We start from the raw sequence: 25506 nt of genomic DNA, 5'->3' as shown, positions 1-25506 counted from the left end.
TCGGCGCAAAGGTCTTATATTTCCGCTCTCTAAAGTTTCGCTGCCGCAAGCCGGCTGCCTCTGCTATGGTTGACGACAGGAGATCGTCTGGCCGGGCGGGGTAGTTGCGTGAGGCCGATCGAGACCAGATATGCCCGTAGCGGGGATGTGCGGATCGCCTATCAGGTGGTCGGCCAAGGCTCGTTCGATCTCGTCTTCGTCCCCGGCTTCATCTCCAATCTCGACCTACAATGGGAAGATGAGGGCTACAGCCGCCTGCTGAAGCGGCTTTCGACTTTCTCACGGCTGATTCTGTTCGACAAACGCGGCACCGGGCTTTCGGACCGAGTGGACAACCATCATCTGCCCGGCCTGGAAACCCGCATGGATGACGTGCGCGCGGTGATGGACGCCACCGGCAGCGGCCGCGCGGCGATCCTCGGCGCTTCGGAAGGCGCACCGATGGCGATGCTGTTTGCCGCGACCTATCCGGAGCGGACGCGGGCACTCGTGCTCTATGGCGGTTATGCGCATTTCCACAAATGGGTAATGCCGCCGGAGCGCCTGGAAGCCTTCATCGAGGTTGCCGAGACTTGCTGGGGCACCGGCGCGACCTTGCCCAATTTCGCGCCAGGCCGCGTGGATGACACGCATTTTGCCCGGTGGTGGGCACGGTTCGAACGGCTGTCGGCCGGCCCGACGGCCGCGGCAGCCCTTGCCCGCATGAATGCAGGCATCGACGTGCGCGGCATTCTGTCCGCGATCAGCGCGCCGACGCTGCTGATCCATCGCCGCAATGACGCGCGCGTCGATCCGGAGGCCAGCCGCTTCCTTGCCAGGAAGATTCGTGGCGCCCGGCTTGTTGAGATACCCGGCCGCGACCATCCGATCTGGACCGGGGACGTCGACCGGGTGGCCGACCTGATCGAGGAGTGCCTGACCGGCCAGCCGGCGGTGGCCGACACCGAGCGGGTGCTTGCCGCGCTGCTGGTGACGCGCATCTTCGACACCGCCAAGCTCAGCGACCGCATGTGGAGCGAGCGCAGCCAGCGCTTCCAGGAAGCATGGCGGCTGCTGGTGGGCCGCCATGGTGGGCGGATTGCCGGCACGCATGGCGAATTGATGATCTCTCGTTTCGACGGGCCGGCGCGCGCCATACGCTGCGCAGCGGCGCTGCGCGATGCGGCGCAGCAGATCGGCGTGGCAAGCGGGCAAGGCGTGCATGTCGGCGAGATCGAAATGCGCGGCCAGCCGGTCGGCCTCACGGCGCGGGTGACCATGCAGCTCGCCACCCATGCCGGACCCGGCGACATCCTCGCCTCGCGGCTGGTCGCCGAACTGGCGATAGGCTCCGGCCTGCGTTTCATCGACGCCGGACTTGTCAGTCTCGACGAGCTGAGCGAGCCGCTGCCGGTGGTCCAGGCCACGTCTGAACAACATCTGGAACCGGCCTGCCGCCCCAGGCCCAGGGCCCTGCAGCCAGCAACACTGACGGCCCGGGAAAGCGAGGTGGTGAACCTGATTGCCGACGGCATGAGCAATGCGGCGATCGCCGCCGAGCTGAGGCTCAGCGAGCATACGGTCAAGCGGCACGTCGCCAACATATTGCTCAAGCTGGACCTGCCGTCGCGCGCTGCTGCGGCGGCCTTCTCGGCAAGGCACACTGGCCCGGACGGGCCATGAGTGCCATGGCGCTTTCGGGCGAAGCGAAAGGGGTGTCTCTAGGACTATGAATTCGTCCCATGCAGGCCAAGCGTCAGGTGGACTCGTCAAGAAGCAGACCGACGACCTGTTCGCAGCCGCCATGGCCAGTTCGCAGTGAGAAGTCCCTGCCCGGCAGTAATCGTCGGGCAGCGCTTCGGACATCTACCACCCAAGACGATGGGCACATGGAGGATGAAATGCTGACCAAGACAGTGGACGGCGCGGCGATCAAGAAAGCGATCGAGAGCCGCGACGGCAAGATGCTGGCGAGCTTCTACAATGACGATGCGCTGGTGCGGGTGATCGACCGCAACAACCCGCCGAGCAAGCCGCGCGAAATCCGCGGCCGCGCGGCGATCAGCACCTTCTGGGACGACATCTGCAGCCGGGCGATGACCCACAAGGTCGACGCCACGATCGCCGAGGGCGACAATCTCGCCTTCACCCAGGCCTGCGCCTATCCCGACGGCACCAAGGTGTTCTGCGCCGCGATGCTCGAATTGAAGAACGGCCGCATCGCGCGGCAGACGGTCGTGCAGGCCTGGGACGAGTAGCTCAAGAACGGATTCATCTGCAAGACAGGGAGGAGAACCAAGATGTTCAGCGCCAGATGGCAGATCGACGCCAAGTTCGGTCACAAGCAGACCGCGCTCGAGCTGATGCGGAAATGGGAGCGCGAGATCGGCTCGCAGGTTGGGCTCGCCGACCTGAAATTCCAGCTCATGACCGGTTCAGTCGGCGCACGCGAAGCGACGATCGAGACCCACCACCAGGTCGAGAGCCTGGCCCAGTTGGAGGAGTTCTTCGCCAAGATCGCCAAGATCGAGGCGCACGCCAAATGGGGCAAGGAGCTGGAGCCCTATGTGGTGTCGGGCACCAGCCTGTGGAACATCTACCGCATCGTCGAGTAGCGGCCTGCGTGGCCGACCTCACCCGTTGTGGGAGAGATAGAGGGCTTACCCGTGCGCCACCATCACATGGCGGACGGCGGTGTAGTCCTCCAGCGCGTAGAGCGACATGTCCTTGCCGTAACCGGACTGCTTCAGGCCGCCATGCGGCATCTCGTTGGTGAGCATGAAGTGGGTGTTGATCCAGGTGCAGCCATATTGCAGCCGGGCGGCGGTCGTCATTGCGCGCGAGACGTCCCTGGTCCACACCGACGATGCGAGGCCGTAGTCGCTGTCATTCGCCCAGTTCACCGCCTCGTCGACCTCGGAGAAGCGGGTGACCGAGACGACCGGGCCGAACACCTCGCGGCGCACGATCTCGTCTTCCTGCAACGCTCCGGCGACGACCGTCGGCTGGTAGTAGAAGCCGGAGCCCGCGCCCGGCTTGCCGCCGGTGGTGATCTCGATGTGCTTCAATTCCGAAGCGCGCTCGACGAAGCTTGACACGCGGTCGCGCTGGCGGCGCGAGATCAGCGGCCCGATCTCATTCTCGGTGTCGTCAGGCAGATTGTATTTGATGGTCGACGCCGCCGAGGAGAGATCGGCAACCAGCTTGTCGTAGATCTTCTTGCCGGCATAGATGCGGCAGGCGGCGGTGCAGTCCTGGCCGGCATTGTAGTAGCCGAAGGCGCGCAGACCGTTGACCACCGCGCCGAGATCGGCGTCGTCGAAAACGACGACCGGCGCCTTGCCGCCGAGCTCGAGATGCGTGCGCTTGACCGACTTGGCGGCCGCCTGCAGCACTTTCTTCCCGGTGGCGACGTCGCCGGTGATCGAGATCATGTTGACCTTGGGATGATTGATCAGCGTGTTGCCGACGCTGTCGCCGCGGCCGAGGACGACATTGACCACGCCCTCGGGCAGGATCTCCGACAGGATCCTCGCCAGCTTCAGCGCCGTCAGCGGCGTCTGCTCCGATGGCTTGAAGACGACGGTGTTGCCGCCGCCGATCGCCGGCGCCAGCTTCCAGGCCATCATCATCAGCGGATAGTTCCAGGGCGCCATGGAGGCGACGATGCCGATCGGATCGCGCCGCACCATCGAGGTGTGGCCGGGCAGATACTCGCCCGCGACCTGGCCTGGCATCGAGCGCACCGCGCCGGCGAAGAAGCGGTAGCAATCGACGATCGCCGGGATCTCGTCATTGAGCACGGCGTTGATCGGCTTGCCGCAATTCAGCGCCTCGAGCGCGGCGAACTCATTCGCTTCGGCCTCGATGCGATCGGCGATCTTCAGCAGATAGCCCGAGCGCTGCGCCGGCGTGGTGCGCGACCAATTGACGAACGCTTGTTCGGCGGCACTGACAGCCGCCTCGATCTGCGCCGGACTTGCTTCCGGCAGGTTGAGGATGGTCGCGCCGGTCTTCGGATTGAGGATCGGCTCCTCGATTTCGGTGCCCTTGTCGAATTTCGAGCCGATCAGCATCTGGGTGTCCATGGGGGTTTCTCCCTTCGCAGTAGCGAGTAGCGAGTTGCGTGCAGCGAGTTGCGAATGGCGGGCAGGGTTCGCGATCGATTTTCCCTATTCGCTATTGGCTAATCCCTATTCGCTGTTTTCATTTGCCCGAGCCGGCGATCTGGTCGCCGTCGCGGGTCAGGTAATAGGCAAAGAGGATCGGCAGCAGCGTCACCAGCACGACGACCATGGCGACGACATTGGTGACCGGTCGCTGCCGCGGTCTGATCAGCTCCTCCAGCATCCAGATCGGCACGGTCTGCTGCTGGCCGGCGGTGAAGGTGGTGACGATGACCTCGTCGAAGGACAGCGCAAAGGCCAACATGCCGCCGGCAAGCAGCGCGGTTGCAATGTTGGGCAGCACGACATGCCTAAACGTCTGAAAACCGTCGGCGCCGAGATCCATCGAGGCCTCGATCATCGAGCCTGAGGTGCGGCGAAAACGGGCGACGGCATTGTTGTAGACGACGACCACGCAGAAAGTGGCGTGGCCGAGCACGATCGTCCAGAACGAGAACGGGATGTCGGCGAGTGCAAAAGCCGAGCGCAGCGCGATGCCGGTGATGATGCCGGGCAGCGCGATCGGCAGGATGACGAGCAATGAAATCGCCTCGCGGCCGAAGAAGCGCGTCCGCGAAACCGCAGCGGCGCAGAGCGTGCCAAGAACCAGCGCGATCGCTGTCGAAATGGCAGCGACGCGGATCGACAGCGACAGCGCCTCCCAGACATCCGGCCTGTTCCAGGTGACGGCGAACCATTGCGTGGTCAAACCCGGTGGCGGCCACACAAAACTCTTCTCTTCAGTGGTGAAGGCATAGACGAAGATCAAAAGGATCGGCAGGTGCAGGAAGAGCAGGCCGCAGGCGGCGGCGATCTTCAGCCCGAGCGGAGCGGATTGGCCGCGATCAGAGCGCATCGAAAGCTCCCAGGCGCTTGGCGCCCCACAGATAGAAGCCCATGATGACGATGGGCACCACGGTGAAGGCGGCGGCTAAAGGAATGTTGCCGGCGGTGCCTTGCTGCGAATAGACGGCCTGGCCGATGAACAGGCGCGAGGTGCCGATGATCTGCGGGATGATGTAGTCGCCCAATGTCAGCGAGAAGGTGAAGATCGAGCCGGCGACGATGCCCGGCAGCGCCAGCGGGAAGAGCACGTTGCGGAAGGTCTGGCCGGGCGAGGCGCCGAGATCGGACGAGGCCTCGACGAGGTTGCCGGGGACGCGTTCCAGCGCCGCCTGCACAGGCAGGATCATGAACGGCAGCCAGACATAGACGAAGACGATGAAGGTGCCGGTGAAGGAGACCGACAGCGAGTTGCCGCCGACGATCGGCAACGACAGCCAGGCCTCGAGCAGCCACAGCAGGCCGAGCTTGCCTAACAGCCAGGTGAGAATGCCTTCCTTGGCGAGGATCAGTTTCCAGGCGTAGATCTTGACCAGATAGCTCGACCAGAGCGGCAGCATGACGCCGAGATAGAACAGCGCCTTCCAGCGGCCGCGCGCATAGCGCGCCGCGTAATAGGCGATGGGGAACGCGATGACCGCGGAGGCGAGCGTCACGAGCGCCGCCATCGTCACCGTGCGCAGGATGATGTCGAGATTGGCGGCCTGGAACAGGTCGCCATAGGTCTTCAGCGTGAACTCGCGGTTGATCAGGCCGGAGAACTCGTCGATCGAGAAAAAGCTCTGCAAAAGCAGCGCGAAAAGCGAGCCTATATAGACGATGCCCAGCCACAGAAGCGGCGGCAGCAGCATGAGCAGCAAGAGAAGTATCGGCCGGCGCCATAAGAGGTCGGAGAGCGCCCCGCGCATGCCGCCGTTGCCGGGCAGGATGGCGGGCACGGGCTTGGATTGAACAGCGGCGATTGTCATCGAGCCGCACCGACGATCAGATCAACGGCGGCAAGGCCGAGATCCTTCACACCTCCCTCTGGCCTGCCGGCCATCTCCCCCGCGAGGAGGGAGATCAGCAGCTCGTCTGCCCCGCCAGTTCTGCAACGTCGAAAATTGGCGAAGCGAGCGGCGACAGCCAATCTCCTCCCTTGCGCGGGGAATATCCGGCAGGACAGAGGGCGGTGCTTTGCACAAACCGCAATCATGCCGACTCGTCCATCAGATGCAGGTGCTCGCGGTTGAAGGTGAGCATCACCGCCTCGCCTTCGGCAGGGAGCGCGGTCCCCGCCGGCACCATGGCATGCAGCCTCAGCCCATCGGCATCGAGCGCCAGCCTTGTGGTGGCGCCGAGATAGTTGGTCCCGACCAGACGCGCGGCAACACCATCGCCGCTCGTCGCGCCCGACACGCGGATGGATTCAGGCCTGAGGCTACCCCAGCGATGCTGGCCGGAATAGCGCTGCACGAAATCCGGCGGCAGCACGTTGGACGAGCCGACGAAATCGGCGACGAAGCGCGTCCTCGGCCGCTGGTAAATGTCCTCCGGCGTGCCGACTTGCATGATTCTGCCGTCGTTGAAGACGGCAACACGGTCGGCCATGGAAAGGGCTTCGCCCTGGTCGTGAGTGACGAAGACGAAGGTGATGCCGAGCACCTTCTGCAGCGACTTCAGCTCTTCCTGCATGTTCTCGCGCAGCTTGAGGTCGAGCGCGCCGAGCGGCTCGTCGAGCAGCAGCACTTTGGGCTGGTTGACGAGCGCCCGGGCAAGCGCGACGCGCTGGCGTTGGCCGCCGGAGAGTTGGCCGGGGCGCCGGGCCCCATAGCCCGGCAGGCGCACCAGCGAGAGCGCCTCTTCCGCCGCCTTCAGCCGTTCGACCCTGCCGACGCCCTTGACCATCAGCCCGTAAGCGACGTTGTCGAGCACGTTCAGATGCGGGAACAGCGCGTAGTCCTGGAAAACGGTGTTGACGTTGCGGCGATAGGGCGGAACGCCTTCGGCCCGCTCGCCGAAGATGGAGATCGAGCCGGCCGTCGGCTGCTCGAAGCCGGCGATCAAGCGCAGGCAGGTCGTCTTGCCGGAACCGGACGGCCCGAGCATGGCGAAGAACTCGCCCGGCGCGATGTCGAGATCGACCGCATCGACGGCGCGCACGCTGCCGAAATGGCGCGAGACTTGTTTGAAGGAAACGGCGGAGGTCATGATCTGTCCTGAAGGTTCAGGCTCTCAAATTCGGGCGTCTGTGCTGCCCCTCGTCCGCCTGCCGGCACCTTCTCCGCGTGAAAGACGGGGAGAAGGGACAAACTCCAGCGCTGGCGACCCCCTCTCCCCGTTCTTCACGGGGAGAGGGTAAGGGTGAGGGGCAGCGCCAACTTCTAAAAGCCAGGCGAACTCACCGCCCGCCGATGACGCCGATATAGTCCGACACCCAGCGGTAATAGGGCACGCATTTGTCATTCTGGCTGGCGCATTTCGATATCGGCGTCTTCCAGAATTTGATCTTCTCGAAATTGTCGTAACCGTTGGTCTTGCAGCCCTCGTCGCCGAGCAGTTCATTGCCCTTGCAGGCGGCGGGCACGACCGGCAGCGAGCCGAACCAGGACGACACATCGCCCTGGACCTTGGGCGAGAGCGAGTGCTCGAGCCACATATAGGCGCAGTTCGGATGGGCGGCGTCGGCTTCCATCATGGTGGTGTCGGCCCAGCCGGTGACGCCCTCCTCCGGCACGGTCGAGGCGACCGGCTTCTTGGCGGCGACCAGCGTGTTCACCTGATACGGCCACGAGCCGGAGGCGACGACGCCTTCGTTCTGGAAATCGTCGACCTGGATTGCGGCGTCATGCCAGTAGCGGCCGACCAGGGTGCGCTGGGTGCGCAGCAGATCGAGCGCCGCCTTGTACTGGTCTTCGCTGAGCTCGTACGGATCCTTGATGCCCAGTTCCGGCTTGTGGAACATCAGGTAGTTGGCGGCATCGGCAATATGGATCGGGCCGTCATAGGCCTGGACACGACCCTTGTTCGACTTGCCGTCGGGCAGCTTCATCTCCTCGAAAACGACGTTCCAGCTCTTGGGCGCTTCCTTGAACACGGTGGTGTTGTACATCAGGATGTTCGGGCCCCACTGGTAGGGCACGCCGTAATGCACCTTGTCGACGGTGAACCAGGGCGCGTCCTTGAGACGGTCGTCGACCGTCTTCCAGCTCTTGATGAGGTCGGTGTTGATCGGCTGCACGCGCTTGCCGGCGACGAGGCGCAGGGAAGCATCACCAGAAGCCGTCACCAGGTCGAAGCCGCCCTCGTTCATCAGCGAGACCATCTCGTCCGACGTATTGGCGGTCTTGACGTTGACCTTGCAGCCGGTCTCCTTCTCGAAGGCGGTCACCCAGTCGTAGTTCTTGTCGGTCTCGCCCCGCTCGATATAGCCCGGCCAGGCGACGATATTCAGCTCGCCCTCGCCCTTGCCGACTTCCTTGACCTGGGCGATCGCCTGACCCGAGAAGGTCAGCGCAACCGTCAACGCCGTGCATGACTTCAGGAATGCATTCATCATCGATCTCCCATTTTGGCGCATGACCCCGAAACCGATCCGGTTTTCAACAAGGATCACACGCAAACCTGAACGCCAGAGTTCCCATCACCCCGGCAGCCGCGCTCCCGAGCGGCTTTGTTCCCTGAGCGAAAAGTGCTGTGAAAATTCCGGTTTCGCAAATCCATTTATCAGAAACCCGATATCGGATTTTCCGATACTCTTTCCGACGCCATTCCGGACGGAAGGTTGCGACGAAGTCGCCGAGCCCAACCGTTCACACGTTGCTGGAATCGCTCTGATCAGAGCCGCTGCCGGACCATGCGCTGCGACTGGGCAAGTCCGATAAAGTCGCGGGCGGCCTGCGGCAGGCTGGAACCGCGGCGCCAAACCATGCCGACCTGGACGACCGGAGGCGAGCCGGAGATATCGCGGGATTCGATGCGGTCGCCTTCCAGCGACCAGGGACGATAGACGAGATCGGGCAGCAGCGCCACGCCGGCGCCGGTGGCCACAAGGCTGCGCACGGCCTCGACGGAGCGGGTGCGGAAGGCGACATGCGGTCTCGCACCGAGCGCCGACAGCAGCTTGCCGGTGTTCTCCTCGATCTCGTCGACGGTCAGCATGATCAGCGGTTCGGAAGCGATGTCGCCGATCGAGATAATGTCGGCGCTGGCGAGCCTGTGGCTGAGCGGCAGCCAGAGCCGATAGGCCGAGACTTCGAGGATTTCCGACTGCAGCGCGGTGCGATCGCGCAAATTCGACGTGACCATGACGGCGATGTCGAGCTTGCCGCCGACCAGCAGATGCTCGAGATAGTCGCCATTGTCCTCGATCGCCGAGACTTCGACGCTCGGATAGGCGCGGCGGTAGCGAGCCAGCAGATCGGAGAGCACGTATCCGGCAACAAGCGAGGTGACGCCGAGCTGCAGCCGCCCGCCCGCGGTGAGTTGATCGCCGAGGAAAGCGCGGCGCGCATCGGAAACGTCGGCCAGGATTTTCGTCGCGTGGCGCAGGAACTGGTGCCCCTTATGGGTGATGTTGAGGCCGCGCGGGTGGCGGTCGAACAGCTCGACGCCGAGATCGCTCTCCAGCTCCTTGATCGCCTCGGTGACCGAGGATTGCGAGATGGAGAGGTTCTGCGCGGCGCCCGAGACCGTGCCCTGCTCGGCGACGGCGACGAAGAACTGGAGCTGGCGGATGGTGAAGGCCATGACCCGACTAAACACCGGCGCGGCCGGGAAGGAAAGCCGTTGGCGCATCCGGCGCTAGGCCATCGCAATGCTGAGACGCGCGCCGGCCCGGCTGAGCGCGGCGGCGATGTCGCGCGGCGGCGGCTGGTCGGTGGCAAGCTCGGAGAAACCGTCGAAGCCGCAGACCTGAACCAGGCCCTGCCGGCCGAACTTGGTATGGTCGGTGACGACCAGCGAGCGTTGCCCGCGCGACAGCACCATGCGGGCGAATTCCGCCTCCTCCAGCTCGTAGTCGGTCAGGCCGGCGACGGCGTCGACCGCACCGATGGAAATCACCGCATGGCTGACCGAGAAGCGGCTTACGAATTCGATCGCCGCGACGCCGAGCGCCGCGCCTGAATCGCTGCGCAGCTCGCCGCCGGCCATGTAGACCTTGTTGCCGTTCACCGTCGCCAGCGTGCGGGCGATGTCGGACGAATTGGTGACCACCGTCAGGCGGCGGTGGCCGAGCAGTTCGCGCGCCAGGAAGGACGTGGTGGTGCCGGTGTCGAGCATGATCGACTCGCCGTCGCGGATGGTGGCCGCGACCATGCGGGCAATCAGACGCTTTGCCTCGGCATTCTCGCGCATGCGGCGCTCGAACGGCGCCTCGCCTGTCATCGACGGCAGGCTGACGGCGCCATGCATCTTGAGCAATGCCCCGTCATCGGTCAGCGGTTTCACGTCGCGCCTGACCGTCTCCAGCGACACGCCCAGGCGCTCGGCCAGGCTGGCGATGGTGATCGTGCCCTCCTCACCGAGGAGCCGCAGGATCTCGCCGTGCCGTTTCGAGTGGATCATCTGGATGTCCGGGATTTTGACCGATTCTACGGCATTCCTAACGCTTTTAAAGGAATTGCTCATATTTTCGGGCAAAACACCCAAAAAAGGTCACAGCTTTTTATTGACAGCAACATCACGCTGGCGTGAGATTGAGGTCGTGACAGGCTCGGAACTGCCACAGGAGGGTGATGGCAGAGCCGCAAACGACTGACCAGATTTTCTGGAACGTGCCTGACGCGAGCTTTTTTCGAATCCGCGGGGGCGGATGCCGGGATCCTAAGCCTGGCCAAGGGGCTCGTCGGTGTGGTGAGGGATATCAATCCCGGCATCCCGCACCGACGAGGCCTTTCTTTTTTCTCTCATCGCTTTGTGAGAGACCGGCGCTTTGTCGAAAGCCGGCCGAAGCAGGACCGAACCCGTGAGCGCCGCCGCAACCACCGAAGACCGCATCCGCGCCCTGCCCTGCTGGAGCGGCGGCATCGAGATCGAGCCGCTGCCCGGCGGCCTCAGCAACGCCAACTATGTCGTTACCGACGCCGCCGGCCGGCACGTGGTGCGCTTCGGCCAGGACTTCCCGTTCCACCATGTCTTTCGCGAGCGCGAGGTGATGACGGCGCGGGCGGCGCATGCGGCCGGTTTCGCGCCAGCCGTCCACTACGCCGAGCCCGGAATTCTGGTGACCCAGTTTCTCGGCGCCAGGACCTTCCTCGCCGAGGATGTGCGCGCCGATCTCGGCCGCGTGGCGGCGCTGCTGCGGCGCTTTCACCGCGAGATGCCGAACCACGTCTCCGGCGCCGGTTTCATGTTCTGGGTCTTTCATGTCATCCGCGACTATGCGCGCACGCTCGAGGAAGGCGGCAGCCGCAAGAAGGACGAGCTGCCGCGCTATCTCGCTTTAGCCGACGAGCTCGAACGGGCGCAGAAGCTTTTGCCGATCGTCTTCGGCCACAATGATCTTTTGCCGGCCAACATCCTCGACGACGGCAAGCGGCTGTGGCTGATCGATTTCGAATATGCCGGCTTCAACACGGCCATGTTCGATCTGGCCGGCGCCGCCTCGAATGCGGGCATGAGCGACGAGGAATCCTTCGCCTTCCTGACCGCCTATTTCATGAAGGAGCCGGACAGCGAGATCCGCCGCTCGCACGCGGCCATGCAATGCGCCTCACTGCTGCGCGAGGCAATGTGGAGCATGGTCTCCGAGCTTTATCTCGACGCGCCCGGCATCGACTACGTCGCCTATACCGAAGAAAACCTGGTGCGGCTCGACGCTGCACTGGAAAACTACCGGACGAGATACGGGACAAGATCATGACCTTGCCCAGCCATGCCGACATCGTGGTCATCGGCGGCGGCATCATCGGCTGCTCGACCGCGTATCATTTGGCGCGCGACCACAAGGCCGACGTGGTGCTGCTGGAGCAAGGCAAGCTGACCTCGGGCTCGACCTGGCACGCGGCCGGACTGGTCGGGCAGCTGCGCTCGTCGGCCTCGATAACCCGCGTGCTCAAATATTCCGTCGAGCTCTATAAGGGGCTCGAGGCCGAAACGGGACTGGCGACCGGCTGGAAAATGACCGGGTGCCTCAGGCTCGCCACCAACGCCGATCGCTGGACCGAGTTCAAGCGATTGGCGACGACGGCAAAAAGCTTCGGCATGGACATGCAGCTGCTGTCGCCCGCCGAGGTGAAGCGCATGTGGCCGCTGATGGAAACCGGCGACCTCGTCGGCGCCTCCTGGCTGCCGACCGACGGTCAGGCCAGCCCCTCCGACATCACGCAATCGCTCGCCAAGGGCGCGCGCATGCATGGCGCAAAACTGTTCGAGGACGCGCGCGTCACCGGATTCGAGATGACGGGCGGACGCATCACCGCGGTGAAGACCGAAAAGGGCGACATTGCCTGCGACAAGGTGGTGAACTGCGCCGGGCAATGGGCAAGGCAGGTCGGCGCGATGGCCGGCATCAACGTGCCGCTGCAGCCGGTCAAGCACCAGTACATCATCACCGAGAAGCTCGAAGGGCTGGCCAACGACGCGACAATCCGCGACCCCGACCGCCGCACCTATTTCAAGGAAGAGGTCGGCGGGCTGGTGATGGGCGGCTATGAGCCGAACCCGCAGGCCTGGACGACTGAGCTCCCAGGGGGCGACGTACCCAAGGACTGGGCGTTCCGCCTGTTCGATGATGATTACGACCACTTCGAGCAGCATATGGCGCAGGCGATCGAGCGGGTGCCGGCGCTGGCCAATGTCGGCGTGAAGCAAATGATCAACGGATCGGAAAGCTTCACGCCGGACGGCAATTTCATCCTTGGTGTCGCGCCCGAATGCGCCAACATGTTCGTCGGCGCCGGTTTCAACGCCTTCGGCATCGCGTCCGGCGGCGGCGCCGGCTGGGTGCTGGCGCAATGGGTGGTCGACGGCGAGGCGCCGCTCGACCTCTGGGTGGTCGACATCAGGCGTTTTTCCAACCTGCACCGCGACCGGCAATGGGTCTGCGACCGCACGCTCGAGGCCTATGGCAAGCACTACACCATCGGCTTCCCGCATGAGGAATATCTCTCGGGCCGGCCGCGCATCGTCTCGCCGCTCTATGAGCGGCTGAGAGAGCACCGCGCCGTGTTCGGCTCGAAGCTCGGCTGGGAGCGGCCGAACTGGTTCGCGCCCGACGGCATCAAGCCGGAAGACGTCTATTCAATGGGCCGGCAGAACTGGTTCGAGGCGGTCGGCGAGGAACATCGGCATGTGCGCGAGAAAGTCGGCATCTTCGACCAATCCTCCTTTGCCAAATATGAGATGACCGGGGCCGATGCGCTGAGGGCGCTCGACTGGATCTGCGCCAACGACATCAACAAGCCGGTCGGCCGGCTGACCTATACGCAGCTTCTCAACACGCGCGGCGGCATCGAAGCAGACCTCACGGTGGCACGGCTCGGCGAGGACAGGTTCTACATCGTCACCGGCACCGGTTTCCGCACGCATGATTTTTCGTGGATCGGCGACCATCTCGGCCAGGAACTCGACGCGGCGCTCAAAGACGTGACCGAGGATTTCGGCACGCTGTCGCTGATGGGGCCACGCGCCCGCGACGTGCTGTCGGCGGTAACGGGTGCGGATGTCTCCAACGCCGCCTTCCCCTTCGGCCACGCGCGCGAGATCGACATCGCCGGCCACACCGTGCGGGCGCTGCGGGTGACCTATGTCGGCGAGCTCGGCTGGGAGTTGCATGTGCCGATCGCCGCGACGGGCGAGATTTTTGATGCCCTCATGGCAGCCGGGAAACAGCATGGCATCTGCCCGGTCGGCTACCGGGCGCTGGAATCGCTGCGGCTGGAAAAGGGCTATCGCGCCTGGGGGGCGGACATCACGCCGAACGACACGCCGCAGGAAGCGGGCCTGGGCTGGGCTGTGAAGCTCAGGAAGAACAACGACTTCATCGGGCGGCGGGCGCTGGAGAAATCGGCCGGACAGCCGCTGACGAAACGCTTTGCCGGCTTCACGGTCGACGATCCGGACGTCGTCCTGGCCGGACGCGAGACGATCCTGCGCAACGGCCAACCGGTCGGCTATCTCACCAGCGGCGGCTATGGCTATACGGTGGAGAAGAACATCGGATATGGCTATGTGCGCAACGCCGATGGCGTCAGCGACGACTTCCTCGCCTCGGGCGCCTATGAACTGGTGGTGGCGATGGAGCGCACGCCGGCAAAGATCCATCTCGAGCCGATGTACGATCCGGCCGGAGAGAAGATAAAGGCTTAAGCAGGAAAGCGGTCAACCGACGCGCAGCACGAGACCCCTGCTTGGCACCGCATCGGCCTCGCCGGGCATCGAGGCGTAAGGCGGTGTCTCTTCAAGCCGGGTTATGACGCCCTCCGCTTCGAGCGCGGCGATGCGATCGGCAAAGCCGGCCTGCCAGAGCGTGTTCTTGATCGTCAGCACGATGAAGCCGCCTGGACGGCAGATGCGGATCAGTTCGTCCAGCCCCTCGACGCCGACATGGCCGGAGGTGAAGACGCCCGCCGAAACGATGCCGGCATAGGCACCGTCCGCGAAAGGCAGGGCGCCGCCCAGCGCCAGACGATGCAGCGCCGTGTAGACGCCCTTGGCGCCGGCCTTGTCCAGCATGCCTTGCGAGATGTCGAGCGCCTCGACACGAGGATAGCCGGTGATTGCGAGCCATTCGCCGATCAGCCCGGTGCCGGCGCCTGCGTCGAGCACAGGTTCCGCGCCGCGCGGCAGATGGCGGGCCAGCAGGGCCAGGCAGATGGTCGGATGGCGATAGCCGGCCGCCGACATATCGGCGTCGTAAGTTTCGGCCCAGCTATCGTAGATTGCGGCCACTTCGTCCGGCCGTGTTGCGGCATAGGCCGCGCTTAGCGCGCTGTTTTGCTTGCCGTCCGCCATTGCCGCTCCCGCCGCCGATTCGTGTCGGCCATGGTAGCCAAGCGGCAAAAACTGTGGAACCGTTCCGCCATAAACATGGCGTGATGGTTAAGGGGATGACGATGGAGGAGGCGCGCGCGGCGCTGGCCGCCATTCCGGCGCTTGCCGGATACAAGGGGCCGCTGGAGCGGCTGGGCGGCCTTACCAACCGTGTCTACAAGGCCGGCGAGGTCTGCCTGCGCATTCCCGGGAAGGGCACGGAGGAATATATCAACCGCGCCAACGAGGCGGTGGCGGCGCGCGAGGCGGCAAAGGCCGGCGTCAGCCCGGAGGTGCTTTTTGCCGATCCCGCATCCGGCTTGATGGCAACGCGCTTCGTCGCCGACGCCGAGACCATGTCGCCGGAAAAGTTCAAGGCCAGACAGGGCAGTCCGGCGCGTGCTGGCGCAGCCTTCCGCAAGCTGCATGCGTCCGGCGCGGTCTTCCCCTTCCGCTTCGAGCTGTTTGCGATGATCGACGACTATCTGAACGTACTGTCGACCAAGGATGTGGCCCTGCCGCCCGGCTATCACGACGTGGTGCGCGAGGCGGGCAGCGTGCGCGAAGCATTGGTCACGCACCCGATCCAGCTTGCTGCCTGCCACTGCGATCCGCTCTGCGAAAACTTTCTCGATACCGGGGAGCGGATGTGGATCGTCGACTGGGAGTACTCCGGCATGAACGATCCGTTGTGGGATCTCGGCGACCTCTCGGTCGAAGGCAAGTTCGACGCCGGCCAGGACGAAGAGCTGATGCGCGCCTATTTCGGCGGCGAAGCAAGGCCGGCCGAGCGCGGCCGCGTCGTCATTTACAAGGCCATGTGCGACCTGCTCTGGACGCTGTGGGGGCTGATCCAGCTCGCCAACAACAACCCGGTCGACGATTTCCGCGCCTATGCGGACGGACGCTTCGCCCGCTGCAAGGCGCTGATGGAGACGCCGGAGTTTTCACGGCACCTCGCTGCTGTGCGAGAGGGGTGAGCGCAGGCCTGGATCCTAGTTGACGCCTTTCGGCACGTTCTCGGGCGGCACGACGGTTTCCACCACCTTCTGGCGATGGAAGATGAAGATGCCGGCGAGCACAACGATGGCCGAGCCGGCGAGTATCCGCGGGCTCGGCACATCGCCGAAGAAGACCAGGCCGAAGACAATGGCCCACAGCAGCAGGCTGTAATGCAGCGGCGCCAGCGTTGACGCCGGCGCCAGCTTCAGCGCGCGGGTGATCATCAGATGGGCGGCGCAGGAGACGATGCCGAGCAAAAGCATGGCGCCGAAATCGAGCGCCGACGGCGTACGCCAGGCGCCGATGGTCAGAACGCCGCCGACAATCAACGTGCCGATGGTCTGCCAGGTGACCAGCGTCGTGTCACTCGTTCCGCGCAAACGCCGGCCGAGAATGATGGCGAAGCCGAAGGCAATGCTGCCGATCAGCGCATAGGCCGATGACAGCGAAAACGCGGCCGACGATGGCTTCAGGATGATCAGCACACCGCAGAAGCCGACCAGGATCGCCAGCCAGCGCCGCCAGCCGACCTTCTCGCCGAGCAGGAGATGCGAGAGCGCGGCGACATAGATCGGTCCGGCCATGTAGAAGCTCATCACGTCGGCGAGCGGCAGATAGACGACCGCGGCATAGAACAGCCCGGTATCGAGCGTGGTCGCCGCGACGCGCAGGACCTGCAGCACCGGCCTTTCCACCTGAAAAAGCTTGCCTGCGCCCTGGTTGGCGATCATCGGCCCAAGCACCAAGAAGGCGCCGATGGAGCGAACCAACACTACCTGACCGACCGAGAAGGAAGCGACCAGCCATTTGCCCATCGCGTCGTTCAGCGCGAACATGAAGTCGCCGGCCAGCATCAAGAGAATGCCGGCGAGCAGGACATTCTTGATCGTGAGATTGCGGGCGAGGAACTGGGCCATGCCCGGCTCCCTACTCGCAATCTGTCGCTTTGAGGAGGGAAATTCGGACGATCCGTAAGACCAGCGGCGGAAATCGGCTGGCGCTACGCGGATTTGTGCCTGCGGTTGAGGTTCTCCGGCCGACCGGCGATCGACAGCCGCGTGTCCTGCCTGGTCCGTTCGGCTACCACCTTGCCCCTGGCGATGACATAGAGGCGCTCGGGGCGCAGGCGGACGGCCTCGATCGGATTGCCGGCATCGAGCACGACAAGGCTCGCCCGCTTGCCGACGGTCAGACCGAGATGATCAAGCCCCATGATGGCGGCGTTGACGTTGGTGACCATGTCGAAGCAGCGCGCCATGTCGGCCGGGCTCGACATCTGCGCGACATGCAGGCCCATGAAGGCCACGTCGAGCATGTCCGCCGTGCCCAGCGAATACCATGGGTCGAGCACGCAGTCCTGGCCCCAGCCGACGCGGATGCCGAGCGCCAGCATCTCCTTCACCCGGGTCAGGCCGCGCCGCTTGGGGAAAGTATCGTGGCGCCCCTGCAGCATGATATTGATCAGCGGATTGGGGATCGCAGAGACGCCGGCCTCGGCGATCAGCGGCAACAGCTTCGAGACGTAGTAATTGTCCATGGAATGCATCGAGGTTAGGTGCGAGCCCGCCACCCTGCCCTGCAAGCCGAGGCGCTGCGTTTCATAGGCAAGCTGCTCGATGTGGCGCGACAGCGGGTCGTCGGTCTCGTCGCAATGCATGTCGACCATCAGGCCGCGCTTCGCCGCGATCTCGCAGAGCTCCGTCACCGAGCGGGTGCCGTCGCCCGTGCTGCGCTCGAAATGCGGGATGCCGCCGACGATGTCGACGCCCATATCCAGCGCCCGGATTGTGTTTTCGCGGGCCGTCGGCGAGCGATAAAACCCGTCCTGCGGAAAGGCGACCAGCTGCAGGTCGAGATAGGGCGCGACCGTTTTCTTCACGTCCAGCAGAGCTTCCACGGCAAGCAGCCGGTCGTCGCAGACATCGACATGGGTGCGGATGGCAAGCAGGCCCATCGACACCGCCCAGTCGCAATAGGCGAGCGCGCGGTCGCGCACGGCCTCATGCGTCAGGAGCGGCTTCAACTCGCCCCAGAGCGCAATGCCTTCGAGCAACGTGCCCGAAGCGTTGATGCGCGGAATGCCATAGGAGAGCGTGGCGTCCATATGGAAATGCGGATCGACGAAGGGCGCCGTGACAAGATTGCCGCGCGCGTCGACCTCGCTCCGAGCTGCGCCTTGCAACTGAGGCTCGATCGCGGCGATGGTTTCGCCAGCGATGCCGATATCGGCGATCCTGCCGTCCGGCAGCGTGCCGCCGCGCACGATGAGGTCGAAATCCATGTCATCATCCCTTTGGTAGAATCAGCGTTATCGTGATCGGAAAGGCGGCCCGCCGCAGCCGTTTCTTCCCTGCCGGCGTTTCCTCCGGCGCCAACTCGCTCTATAAGCCGCCTCTCGCCCCCGTGGCGAATCCGAAATTTGCTAAGCCAGACACAGGATCGGCCGTTTGTTTCGCTTCTTCCGCTCGACGGAGAACCAGCGCCTTGTCGCAAGGCTGGTACGAGAATCTTTCCGGGAGCATAAATTCGGCTATGGCGCGGCCATTGTGTCGATGCTGGTGGTGGCCGCCATGACGGGGGCAAGCGCATGGATCCTGAAGGAGATCACCAACGAATTCGTGGTCTACAAGAGAGCGGATCGCGTCAACCTGATCGCGGCCGCGGTCGCCGCTATCTTCGTCCTCAAGGGCCTGGCGACCTTCGTTCAGGCCTATTTCATGAGCCGGGTCGGCAATGCCATCATCGCCGATAGGCAGCGAAAGATCTATGACCGGATCCTGGCGCAAGGCATCGAATTCTACCATTCGACCTCGTCGTCCGACCTGATCACCCGCATGACCAACAACGCCCAAGCCGCGCGCAGCGTGCTCGACCTCGTCGTCACGTCCTATGTGCGCGATCTGGTGACGTTGATCGTGCTGGTCGCAGTGATGGTCTGGGAGCAGCCGGCGCTGTCGCTGATCTGCTTCGTCGTCGGACCGGTGGCGATCTACGGCGTCAACAGCATTCTCAAGCGCGTGCGTCAGATCGCCAAGATGGAATTCCGCTCGCTCGGCCAGATCGTGCATGTGATGCAGGAAACGGCAATCGGCGTGCGCGTCGTCAAATCCTTCAATCTCGAAGGCGCGATGCGCAAGCGCATGTACAAGGCCGTGTCGGACGTACAGAACCGCGCCAACAACATCGCGACGCTCGAGGCAGCCACCAGCCCGGTGATGGAAACGCTTGCCGGTCTGGCGATTGCCGGCGCAGTCTTCATCAGCGGCTTCCTGGTGCTGCAGGGCGGCCAGATGCCGGGCAACATCATGGCCTTTATCGGGGCGCTGCTGCTCGCTTATGAGCCGGCCAAGCGGCTGGCGCGCGTCCGCATCTCGCTGGAGACCGGCATTGTCGGCGTGCGCATGATGTTCCAGCTTGCCGACCGGCCGCTGACGCTGGCCGAAAAGCCCGGCGCCAAGCCGCTGCAGCCGGGCCCGGGCGAAATCCGCTTCGACAATGTCAGCTTCGCCTATCCCGAGAGCCCGCCGGTTTTCGAACAGCTCAACCTGACCCTGGCGGCCGGCAAGATGACGGCGCTGGTCGGACCTTCCGGCGGCGGCAAGTCGACGATCCTCAACCTGATCATGCGCATGTACGACCCGCAGAGCGGCAAGGTGATGTTCGACGGCCAGGACATCTCCTTCGCCACGCTCGATTCACTCAGGCAGAAGATTGCCTATGTCAGCCAGGACACATTCCTGTTCGCCGGCACCATCATGCACAACATACGCCTCGGGCGTCAGGACGCGACCGACGAGGAGGTGATCGCCGCGGCCAAGGCCGCCAACGCGCATCACTTCATCAGCGCCATGGCCAAGGGCTACGACACGGAGGTGGGCGAGAACGGCTCGTTGCTGTCCGGCGGCCAGCGCCAGCGCATCTCGATCGCGCGCGCCATGCTGCGCAATGCCGAGATCCTGCTGCTCGACGAGGCGACCAGCGCGCTGGACGCCGAGTCGGAAGCGCTGTTCCGCGACGCGCTGCAGCAACTCACAGTTGGGCGCACGACCATCGTCATCGCGCATCGGCTGTCAACGGTGCATCAGGCCGACACGATCGTGGTGCTGGAAAACGGCAAGGTGCTGGAAAGCGGCCCGCACAAGTCCCTGCTCAAACAGGGCGGACTCTATCAGAAGCTTTATGAATATCAGCTGATGCCGTAGGGCCAGCTTCCCCTTCTCCCCTTGCGGGAGAAGGTGGCCGCGAAGCGGCCGGATGAGGGGTGTTGGACGGAGTAAGGCGCTGGAAATTCTGGCTGGCGAAAGGTGTCGCCAAGCTGGAACACCCCTCATCCGTCTCGGCGCTGCGCGCCGATCCACCTTCTCCCACAAGGGGAGAAGGTGCGGTCGGCCCTATTCCGGCACTTTCCTGACAGCACCTTTGTCGGCGCTGGTGGCGAAGGCGGCATAGGCGCGCAAAGCGGTCGTCACCTTGCGCTTGCGCTTTTCCTCAGGCTTCCAGGCATCCGCGCCCTTGGCCGCCATAGCCTTGCGGCGGGCGTCGAGCTCGGCTTCGCTGACGGCGAGATGGATCTTGCGGTTGGGGATGTCGATCTCGATCGTGTCGCCTTCCTGAACCAGGCCGATCAGCCCGCCCTCGGCGGCTTCCGGCGAGACGTGGCCGATCGACAGACCCGACGTGCCGCCGGAGAAGCGGCCGTCGGTGATCAGCGCGCAGGCCTTGCCGAGGCCCTTCGACTTCAGATAGCTGGTCGGGTAGAGCATCTCCTGCATGCCGGGGCCGCCGCGCGGTCCCTCATAGCGGATGACGACGATGTCGCCCGCCTTGATCTCGTTGCCCAGGATCGCCTTGACGGAAGCGTCCTGGCTTTCGAAGACGCGGGCCGGACCGGTGAATTTCAGGATCGACTCGTCGACGCTGGCCGTCTTCACGATGCAGCCGTCGAGCGCCAGATTGCCCTTCAACACGGCGAGGCCGCCATCCTTCGAGAATGGCGTCTTGGCCGAGCGAATGACGCCCGTCTCGCGGTTCGTGTCGAGATCCTCCCAGCGGCGATCCTGGCTGAAGGCGACCTGCGTCGGCACGCCGCCGGGCGCGGCGCGGAAGAACTCGCGCACATTCTCTGCGGAAGTGCGGGCGATGTCCCAATGGTCGAGCGCTTCGCCCAGCGTTGCGGTGTGGACTGTCGGCAGATCGCGGTTGATCAGCCCGGCCTGGTCGAGCTGGCCGAGGATCGCCATGATGCCGCCGGCGCGGTGAACATCCTCCATGTGCACGTCGGACTTGGCCGGCGCCACCTTGCAAAGCACCGGCACTTTGCGCGACAGCCGGTCGATATCCTCCATGGTGAAGTCGACCTCGCCCTCATGCGCGGCAGCCAGGATGTGCAGCACCGTGTTGGTCGAGCCGCCCATGGCGATGTCGAGCGCCATGGCGTTTTCGAAGGCCCCCTTGGAGGCGATGCTGCGCGGCAGCGCGCTGTCGTCCTCCTGCTCGTAATAGCGCTGCGCAAGATCGACGATCAGATGGCCTGCCTCGACGAACAGCCGCTTGCGATCGGCATGGGTGGCCAAAGTCGAGCCGTTGCCGGGCAGCGAGAGACCCAACGCTTCGGTCAGGCAGTTCATCGAGTTCGCCGTGAACATGCCCGAGCAGGAGCCGCAGGTCGGGCAGGCCGAGCGCTCGATCACCTTGACGTCCTCATCTGAAATTCGGTCGTCGGCCGCGGCCACCATGGCGTCGACGAGGTCGAGCGCCTGCGCCTTGCCGCCCAGCACCACCTTGCCGGCTTCCATCGGGCCGCCGGAGACGAAAACGGTCGGGATGTTGAGGCGTAGCGAGGCCATCAGCATGCCGGGCGTTATCTTGTCGCAGTTGGAGATGCAGACCATGGCGTCGGCGCAGTGCGCATTGACCATGTATTCGACGGAATCGGCGATCAGCTCGCGCGACGGGAGCGAATAGAGCATGCCGTCGTGACCCATGGCGATGCCGTCATCGACGGCGATGGTGTTGAACTCCTTGGCGACGCCGCCGGCCTTCTCGATCTCGCGCGCGACGATCTGGCCGAGATCCTTCAGGTGCACATGGCCCGGCACGAACTGGGTGAAGGAATTGACCACCGCAATGATCGGCTTGCCGAAATCACTGTCCTTCATGCCGGTGGCACGCCACAGGCCACGGGCGCCGGCCATGTTGCGGCCATGGGTGGTGGTGCGGGAACGGTAGGCGGGCATCGGTATTTCCTTGATGGCTGGCGGCGCTCAAGCGTGGCGCGGCGGCGCTGTATTTCAGTCGGCAGCGGTTATAGCGGCCAAGGTCCGCCCTTGCCACAATTTTGCGCTGCGCCACGATTCTTCAGGAAATTTGAAAAATGCTGTCGGATCGTGCCGCGCCGAGCCGTCCTTGAGGCAGACGGCACGGAAGCCGCGCCAAATTCCCGGCGCGCCGTTTGATGATGGAGCCAACCTGAACAAGTCGGAGGAGCAAGATATGCAGAAGATCACCACCTTCCTTTGGTTCGACGGCCAGGCCGAGGAGGCCATGAACCACTACGTCGCCATCTTCAAGAATTCGAAGGTGCTGAGCGTCACGCGCTGGCCCAAGGGCCATCCCCAGGAAGGCCAGGTGCTGGTCGCCTCGTTCGAGCTCGACGGGGTACAGTTCCAAGCCCTCAACGGAGGACCGCAATACAAGTTCACCGAGGCGATGTCGCTGTCGATCGACTGCAAAACGCAGGAGGAAGTCGATTATTTCTGGGCCAGACTCACCGAAGGCGGCGGCGAACCGGGGCGCTGCAGCTGGCTGAAGGACAAGTTCGGCGTTTCCTGGCAGGTCGTGCCGGAGCAGCTGCCGCGCCTGCTTCAGGACCCCGACAGAGCGAAGGCCGGGCGCGTGATGTCGGCGATGATGCAGATGGGCAAGATCGACATCGCCACGATCGAGGAAGCGGCGAAGGGGTGATTACGCGTGAATAGTGAATGGTAAATGGTGAGGATGCCCGACTACTATTCACTATTCACTATTCACTATTCACCACAATCACGCCGCCTTGTCGCGGACCTGATAGTCCTTGACCGCGGCGAAGCGGATCGCTTTCCAGCGCTCGGCCTCGTAGTTGAGCGAGAAGGCGTGCTGGGCGAGGAAGACAGGATCGTTGTCGAGGTCGCGGGCGATGTCGCCGCGATGCGCCTCGATAAAGCGCTGGACATCCGTCCTGTCGTCGGCCGAGATCCAGCGGCAGACGGAGAAGCGCGACATCTCGAAATCCACCGGCAGCGTGTATTCGATGTTAAGCCGCTCCTTCAGCACATCGAGCTGCAGCGCGCCGACAACGCCGACGATGGCCGGCGAGCCGTCCTCAGGCGAGAACAGCTGCACGACGCCCTCCTCGGCCATCTGATGCAGCGCTTCCTTCAGCTTCTTGGCTTTCATCGCATCGCCGAGGCGGACACGGCGCAGGATTTCCGGCGCGAAGTTCGGCACGCCGCGGAACAGGATCTCCTCGCCCTCGGTCAGCGTGTCGCCGATGCGCAGCGTGCCGTGATTGGGAATGCCGACGACGTCGCCGGCGAAGGCCTCGTCGGCGGTGACGCGGGTGCGGGCGAAGAAGAATTGCGGCGCCGAGAGGCTCATCGGTTTGCCGGTGCGCACCAGCTTGGCCTTCATGCCGCGCTCCAGCTTGCCGGAGCAGACGCGGACGAACGCGATGCGGTCGCGATGGTTGGGGTCCATGTTGGCCTGGATCTTGAAGACGAAGGAGGTCATCTTCCCCTCCGTCGCCTCGACCGTGCGTTCATCGGCTGCCTGGGCCCGCGGCGGCGGCCCGTAGGCGCCGAGCGCCTCGATCAGGTCGCGCACGCCGTAATTGCGCAGCGCCGAGCCGAAATAGACCGGCGTCAGATGGCCTTCGCGGAAGGCGTCGATGTCGAGGGGTCTGCACGCTTCCCGCGCGAGCTCCAGTTCCTCGATGAAGTCGTTGCGCTCGTTTTCCGGCAAAAGCCCGGCGACGCGGTTGGAATCCGGGCCGTTGACGGGCGTGCGCTCCTTCTCGTCATCGCTCCGGCGCACCGCGTTCTGCGCCAGGTGATAGGTGCCGGAAAAGGTCTTGCCGCGGCCGATCGGCCAAGTAACCGGTGCCGTGTCCAGCGCCAGCTTCTGCTCGATCTCGTCGAGGATTTCGAAGGGATCGCGGCTCTCGCGGTCCATCTTGTTGACGAAGGTGATGATCGGGATGTCGCGCAGCCGGCAGACCTCGAACAGTTTCAGCGTGCGCGGCTCGATGCCCTTGGCGGCGTCGATGACCATGACGGCCGAATCCACCGCAGAGAGCGTGCGGTAGGTGTCGTCGGCGAAATCCTCATGGCCGGGCGTGTCGAGCAGGTTGAAGACGTTGTCGTCATATTCGAAGGTCATCACCGAGGTGACGACCGAGATGCCGCGCTCGCGCTCGATCTTCATCCAGTCGGACCGGGTCTGGATGCGATCTTTCTTGGCCTTGACCTCGCCGGCAAGCTGGATGGCGCCGCCGAACAGAAGCAGCTTTTCGGTGAGCGTGGTCTTGCCGGCATCGGGGTGGGCGATGATCGCGAAAGTGCGGCGGCGCGAAACCGCCTGTTCGATGTCTTCTGCCAATTTTTGGAATCCTGTCTGTGGCGCGGGCTTCTAGCAGCGCATTTTGGGCGTGTCGACAGTTTCGGGCAGACCGGCACGGCCGAACAGCGTAGTCGATGTGGCCTGACAGGAACCTTAGGCCGTTCAGGTTCGCTCGCGATGACGGTCCTGGCGGCCCAACCGGGTAGCTAAACGTATCTCCGCCCGTTCGATGCCGATGTCGCGCAGCAGATAGTCCGGCAATTCGTCCAGCGTGGCCCGACCCCTGCGATTTCGCAGGATGCGCGCAAGCACGCCTCCGCCGGAACGGCAGATTACGAAGATCGCAACGAGGAACCGTCCGAGCGCGGAGTGGTTGGCCGCAAGCTCCTGTCCAAGGATGGTCATGGTTTATCCTCCTCTGTTTGAATGATGAAATCGGGAGGGCCCAGACTGGCCCTCCCGAAGGTTTGGCCGACAGAAGATCAGGATCGATCGTGCTCGCAGCTCGCCTGCAAGGCACTTCACGGTCGATCCCTCCGTCAGGCGGCGGCGTATGCCGTCGTCGGATCGAACAGGCGCTTCACCTGCGTGATCTTGGTGGCCGGGAAGCCGCTCATCTTGGCGTGGCGCTGAATGATGGCCTCGTCCTTGGCGAGGTAGACGCAAAAGGTCTTGTCGTCCGCGACGAAGGATTCGACCCACTGAATGTCCGGGCCGAGCTCGGCGAGAATGGCGTTCGAGGCCTTGGAGGCGTCGCGAAGCTGCTCGCGCTCGAAGGTGCCGACCTTGGGAATTTCACGTTCGATGATGTATTTCTGCATTTCGCAATCTCCTTGATCTTGGGTTCAAATGCCTCCGGACGCTCGACCAGATTCGATGCCGGTGACATTCCCGGGGCCGCTGAGCTAAACTGCAGCATGGCTCGCCGGGCAGACGGAGAATTGCGCAAGAGGCGGCCGACAGTCCT

22 protein-coding genes are annotated in these 25506 nt (G+C 64.1%); 8 read left to right on the top strand and 14 right to left on the bottom strand.

Going from position 1 to position 25506, the window contains the following annotated elements; translation table 11 throughout:
- The first annotated feature begins 108 nt into the window (after positions 1-108).
- From CK224_RS15400 to CK224_RS15390, 3 genes are all read left to right on the top strand, one after another.
- On the top strand, positions 109-1662 hold the full coding sequence (locus tag CK224_RS15400; protein WP_095782333.1) for an alpha/beta fold hydrolase: 1554 nt from the start codon (positions 109-111) through the stop codon (positions 1660-1662).
- 218 nt (positions 1663-1880) lie between these two features.
- Positions 1881-2237, top strand: coding sequence for a nuclear transport factor 2 family protein (locus tag CK224_RS15395; RefSeq protein ID WP_095782332.1), 357 nt, complete (start codon positions 1881-1883; stop codon positions 2235-2237).
- Positions 2238-2279: 42 nt separating this feature from the next.
- Positions 2280-2594, top strand: a complete 315-nt coding sequence (locus CK224_RS15390) for a hypothetical protein (RefSeq protein WP_067003605.1) — start codon at positions 2280-2282, stop codon at positions 2592-2594.
- A gap of 45 nt (positions 2595-2639) precedes the next feature.
- Here the strand turns inward: CK224_RS15390 and CK224_RS15385 are convergent, their stop codons facing one another.
- The 7 genes from CK224_RS15385 to CK224_RS15350 all read right to left on the bottom strand — a co-directional run bounded on the left by CK224_RS15385 (position 2640) and on the right by CK224_RS15350 (position 10535).
- Positions 2640-4067, bottom strand: coding sequence for a gamma-aminobutyraldehyde dehydrogenase (locus CK224_RS15385; protein WP_095782331.1), 1428 nt, complete (start codon positions 4065-4067; stop codon positions 2640-2642).
- 118 nt (positions 4068-4185) lie between these two features.
- Positions 4186-5001: an ABC transporter permease gene (locus CK224_RS15380; protein WP_067003601.1), complete on the bottom strand. Its 816-nt coding sequence runs from the start codon at positions 4999-5001 to the stop codon at positions 4186-4188.
- On the bottom strand, positions 4991-5896 hold the full coding sequence (locus tag CK224_RS15375; RefSeq protein WP_210199659.1) for an ABC transporter permease: 906 nt from the start codon (positions 5894-5896) through the stop codon (positions 4991-4993). Before CK224_RS15375 ends, CK224_RS15380 begins: the two co-directional genes overlap by 11 nt.
- Positions 5897-6179: 283 nt before the next feature.
- Positions 6180-7178 carry an ABC transporter ATP-binding protein gene (locus CK224_RS15365; RefSeq protein ID WP_067003595.1) on the bottom strand — a complete coding sequence of 333 codons (999 nt, stop codon included), beginning with the start codon at positions 7176-7178 and terminating at the stop codon, positions 6180-6182.
- A gap of 190 nt (positions 7179-7368) precedes the next feature.
- Positions 7369-8523, bottom strand: coding sequence for an ABC transporter substrate-binding protein (locus CK224_RS15360; protein ID WP_095777615.1), 1155 nt, complete (start codon positions 8521-8523; stop codon positions 7369-7371).
- A 281-nt stretch (positions 8524-8804) separates the two neighbouring features.
- Positions 8805-9716: a LysR substrate-binding domain-containing protein gene (locus CK224_RS15355; protein WP_095782390.1), complete on the bottom strand. Its 912-nt coding sequence runs from the start codon at positions 9714-9716 to the stop codon at positions 8805-8807.
- A gap of 54 nt (positions 9717-9770) precedes the next feature.
- A complete protein-coding gene (locus CK224_RS15350; protein WP_095782389.1) occupies positions 9771-10535 on the bottom strand; it encodes a DeoR/GlpR family DNA-binding transcription regulator in 765 nt (254 codons plus the stop codon).
- A 400-nt stretch (positions 10536-10935) separates the two neighbouring features.
- On the opposite strand from CK224_RS15350, the gene CK224_RS15345 reads away from it, so the two are divergent.
- The gene (locus CK224_RS15345) at positions 10936-11832 is read left to right on the top strand and encodes a phosphotransferase family protein (RefSeq protein WP_095782388.1); all 897 of its coding nucleotides are present in this window, start codon (positions 10936-10938) and stop codon (positions 11830-11832) included.
- The gene (locus CK224_RS15340; protein ID WP_095782330.1) at positions 11829-14279 is read left to right on the top strand and encodes an FAD-dependent oxidoreductase; all 2451 of its coding nucleotides are present in this window, start codon (positions 11829-11831) and stop codon (positions 14277-14279) included. The genes CK224_RS15345 and CK224_RS15340 overlap by 4 nt, the downstream gene beginning before the upstream one ends.
- A 12-nt stretch (positions 14280-14291) precedes the next feature.
- Here the strand turns inward: CK224_RS15340 and CK224_RS15335 are convergent, their stop codons facing one another.
- Positions 14292-14924, bottom strand: coding sequence for a class I SAM-dependent methyltransferase (locus tag CK224_RS15335; protein ID WP_095777580.1), 633 nt, complete (start codon positions 14922-14924; stop codon positions 14292-14294).
- Positions 14925-15019: 95 nt separating this feature from the next.
- Here CK224_RS15335 and CK224_RS15330 point away from each other — a divergent pair, with 95 nt between their 5' ends.
- The gene (locus tag CK224_RS15330; protein ID WP_095782329.1) at positions 15020-15922 is read left to right on the top strand and encodes a phosphotransferase family protein; all 903 of its coding nucleotides are present in this window, start codon (positions 15020-15022) and stop codon (positions 15920-15922) included.
- A 15-nt stretch (positions 15923-15937) separates the two neighbouring features.
- Here the strand turns inward: CK224_RS15330 and CK224_RS15325 are convergent, their stop codons facing one another.
- Together CK224_RS15325 and CK224_RS15320 are read right to left on the bottom strand one after the other, a co-directional pair.
- Positions 15938-16861 (bottom strand): DMT family transporter, encoded by a 924-nt coding sequence (locus tag CK224_RS15325; RefSeq protein ID WP_067003583.1) that lies wholly within the window; start codon positions 16859-16861, stop codon positions 15938-15940.
- 83 nt (positions 16862-16944) lie between these two features.
- Positions 16945-18225, bottom strand: a complete 1281-nt coding sequence (locus CK224_RS15320; protein WP_095782328.1) for an amidohydrolase family protein — start codon at positions 18223-18225, stop codon at positions 16945-16947.
- 166 nt (positions 18226-18391) lie between these two features.
- On the opposite strand from CK224_RS15320, the gene CK224_RS15315 reads away from it, so the two are divergent.
- Positions 18392-20146 carry an ABC transporter ATP-binding protein gene (locus tag CK224_RS15315; protein ID WP_095782327.1) on the top strand — a complete coding sequence of 585 codons (1755 nt, stop codon included), beginning with the start codon at positions 18392-18394 and terminating at the stop codon, positions 20144-20146.
- Positions 20147-20335: 189 nt separating this feature from the next.
- On the opposite strand, the gene ilvD is transcribed toward CK224_RS15315, so the two are convergent.
- Positions 20336-22180: a dihydroxy-acid dehydratase gene (ilvD, locus tag CK224_RS15310; protein WP_095782326.1), complete on the bottom strand. Its 1845-nt coding sequence runs from the start codon at positions 22178-22180 to the stop codon at positions 20336-20338.
- Positions 22181-22436: 256 nt separating this feature from the next.
- Here ilvD and CK224_RS15305 point away from each other — a divergent pair, with 256 nt between their 5' ends.
- Positions 22437-22907, top strand: a complete 471-nt coding sequence (locus CK224_RS15305) for a VOC family protein (RefSeq protein WP_067324344.1) — start codon at positions 22437-22439, stop codon at positions 22905-22907.
- Between the two features lie 78 nt (positions 22908-22985).
- Here CK224_RS15305 and CK224_RS15300 read toward each other — a convergent pair whose 3' ends face one another.
- The 3 genes from CK224_RS15300 to CK224_RS15290 all read right to left on the bottom strand — a co-directional run bounded on the left by CK224_RS15300 (position 22986) and on the right by CK224_RS15290 (position 25360).
- A complete protein-coding gene (locus CK224_RS15300; protein WP_067324342.1) occupies positions 22986-24578 on the bottom strand; it encodes a peptide chain release factor 3 in 1593 nt (530 codons plus the stop codon).
- 123 nt (positions 24579-24701) lie between these two features.
- Positions 24702-24944, bottom strand: a complete 243-nt coding sequence (locus CK224_RS15295; RefSeq protein WP_095782325.1) for a DUF1127 domain-containing protein — start codon at positions 24942-24944, stop codon at positions 24702-24704.
- Positions 24945-25078: 134 nt separating this feature from the next.
- The gene (locus CK224_RS15290) at positions 25079-25360 is read right to left on the bottom strand and encodes a DUF4242 domain-containing protein (RefSeq protein WP_095782324.1); all 282 of its coding nucleotides are present in this window, start codon (positions 25358-25360) and stop codon (positions 25079-25081) included.
- Positions 25361-25506 lie beyond the last annotated feature (146 nt).

The sequence above is a fragment of the Mesorhizobium sp. WSM3862 genome (genome assembly GCF_002294985.1).
GTDB lineage: Bacteria > Pseudomonadota > Alphaproteobacteria > Rhizobiales > Rhizobiaceae > Mesorhizobium.
This window is presented reverse-complemented; position numbering and strand designations above follow the sequence as displayed.

Excerpts from the sequence above, each read along its gene's own strand:
- CK224_RS15360 (WP_095777615.1), bottom strand. The coding sequence starts at position 8,523 with ATGAATGCATTCCTGAAGTCATGCACGGCGTTGACGGTTGCGCTGACC.
- CK224_RS15295 (WP_095782325.1), bottom strand. The coding sequence starts at position 24,944 with ATGACCATCCTTGGACAGGAGCTTGCGGCCAACCACTCCGCGCTCGGA.
- CK224_RS15395 (WP_095782332.1), top strand. The coding sequence starts at position 1,881 with ATGCTGACCAAGACAGTGGACGGCGCGGCGATCAAGAAAGCGATCGAG.
- CK224_RS15375 (WP_210199659.1), bottom strand. The coding sequence starts at position 5,896 with ATGCGCGGGGCGCTCTCCGACCTCTTATGGCGCCGGCCGATACTTCTC.
- CK224_RS15290 (WP_095782324.1), bottom strand. The coding sequence starts at position 25,360 with ATGCAGAAATACATCATCGAACGTGAAATTCCCAAGGTCGGCACCTTC.
- CK224_RS15340 (WP_095782330.1), top strand. The coding sequence starts at position 11,829 with ATGACCTTGCCCAGCCATGCCGACATCGTGGTCATCGGCGGCGGCATC.
- CK224_RS15385 (WP_095782331.1), bottom strand. The coding sequence starts at position 4,067 with ATGGACACCCAGATGCTGATCGGCTCGAAATTCGACAAGGGCACCGAA.
- CK224_RS15380 (WP_067003601.1), bottom strand. The coding sequence starts at position 5,001 with ATGCGCTCTGATCGCGGCCAATCCGCTCCGCTCGGGCTGAAGATCGCC.
- CK224_RS15305 (WP_067324344.1), top strand. The coding sequence starts at position 22,437 with ATGCAGAAGATCACCACCTTCCTTTGGTTCGACGGCCAGGCCGAGGAG.
- CK224_RS15320 (WP_095782328.1), bottom strand. The coding sequence starts at position 18,225 with ATGGATTTCGACCTCATCGTGCGCGGCGGCACGCTGCCGGACGGCAGG.
- CK224_RS15335 (WP_095777580.1), bottom strand. The coding sequence starts at position 14,924 with ATGGCGGACGGCAAGCAAAACAGCGCGCTAAGCGCGGCCTATGCCGCA.
- CK224_RS15330 (WP_095782329.1), top strand. The coding sequence starts at position 15,020 with ATGACGATGGAGGAGGCGCGCGCGGCGCTGGCCGCCATTCCGGCGCTT.
- CK224_RS15390 (WP_067003605.1), top strand. The coding sequence starts at position 2,280 with ATGTTCAGCGCCAGATGGCAGATCGACGCCAAGTTCGGTCACAAGCAG.
- ilvD (WP_095782326.1), bottom strand. The coding sequence starts at position 22,180 with ATGCCCGCCTACCGTTCCCGCACCACCACCCATGGCCGCAACATGGCC.
- CK224_RS15355 (WP_095782390.1), bottom strand. The coding sequence starts at position 9,716 with ATGGCCTTCACCATCCGCCAGCTCCAGTTCTTCGTCGCCGTCGCCGAG.
- CK224_RS15350 (WP_095782389.1), bottom strand. The coding sequence starts at position 10,535 with ATGATCCACTCGAAACGGCACGGCGAGATCCTGCGGCTCCTCGGTGAG.
- CK224_RS15325 (WP_067003583.1), bottom strand. The coding sequence starts at position 16,861 with ATGGCCCAGTTCCTCGCCCGCAATCTCACGATCAAGAATGTCCTGCTC.
- CK224_RS15365 (WP_067003595.1), bottom strand. The coding sequence starts at position 7,178 with ATGACCTCCGCCGTTTCCTTCAAACAAGTCTCGCGCCATTTCGGCAGC.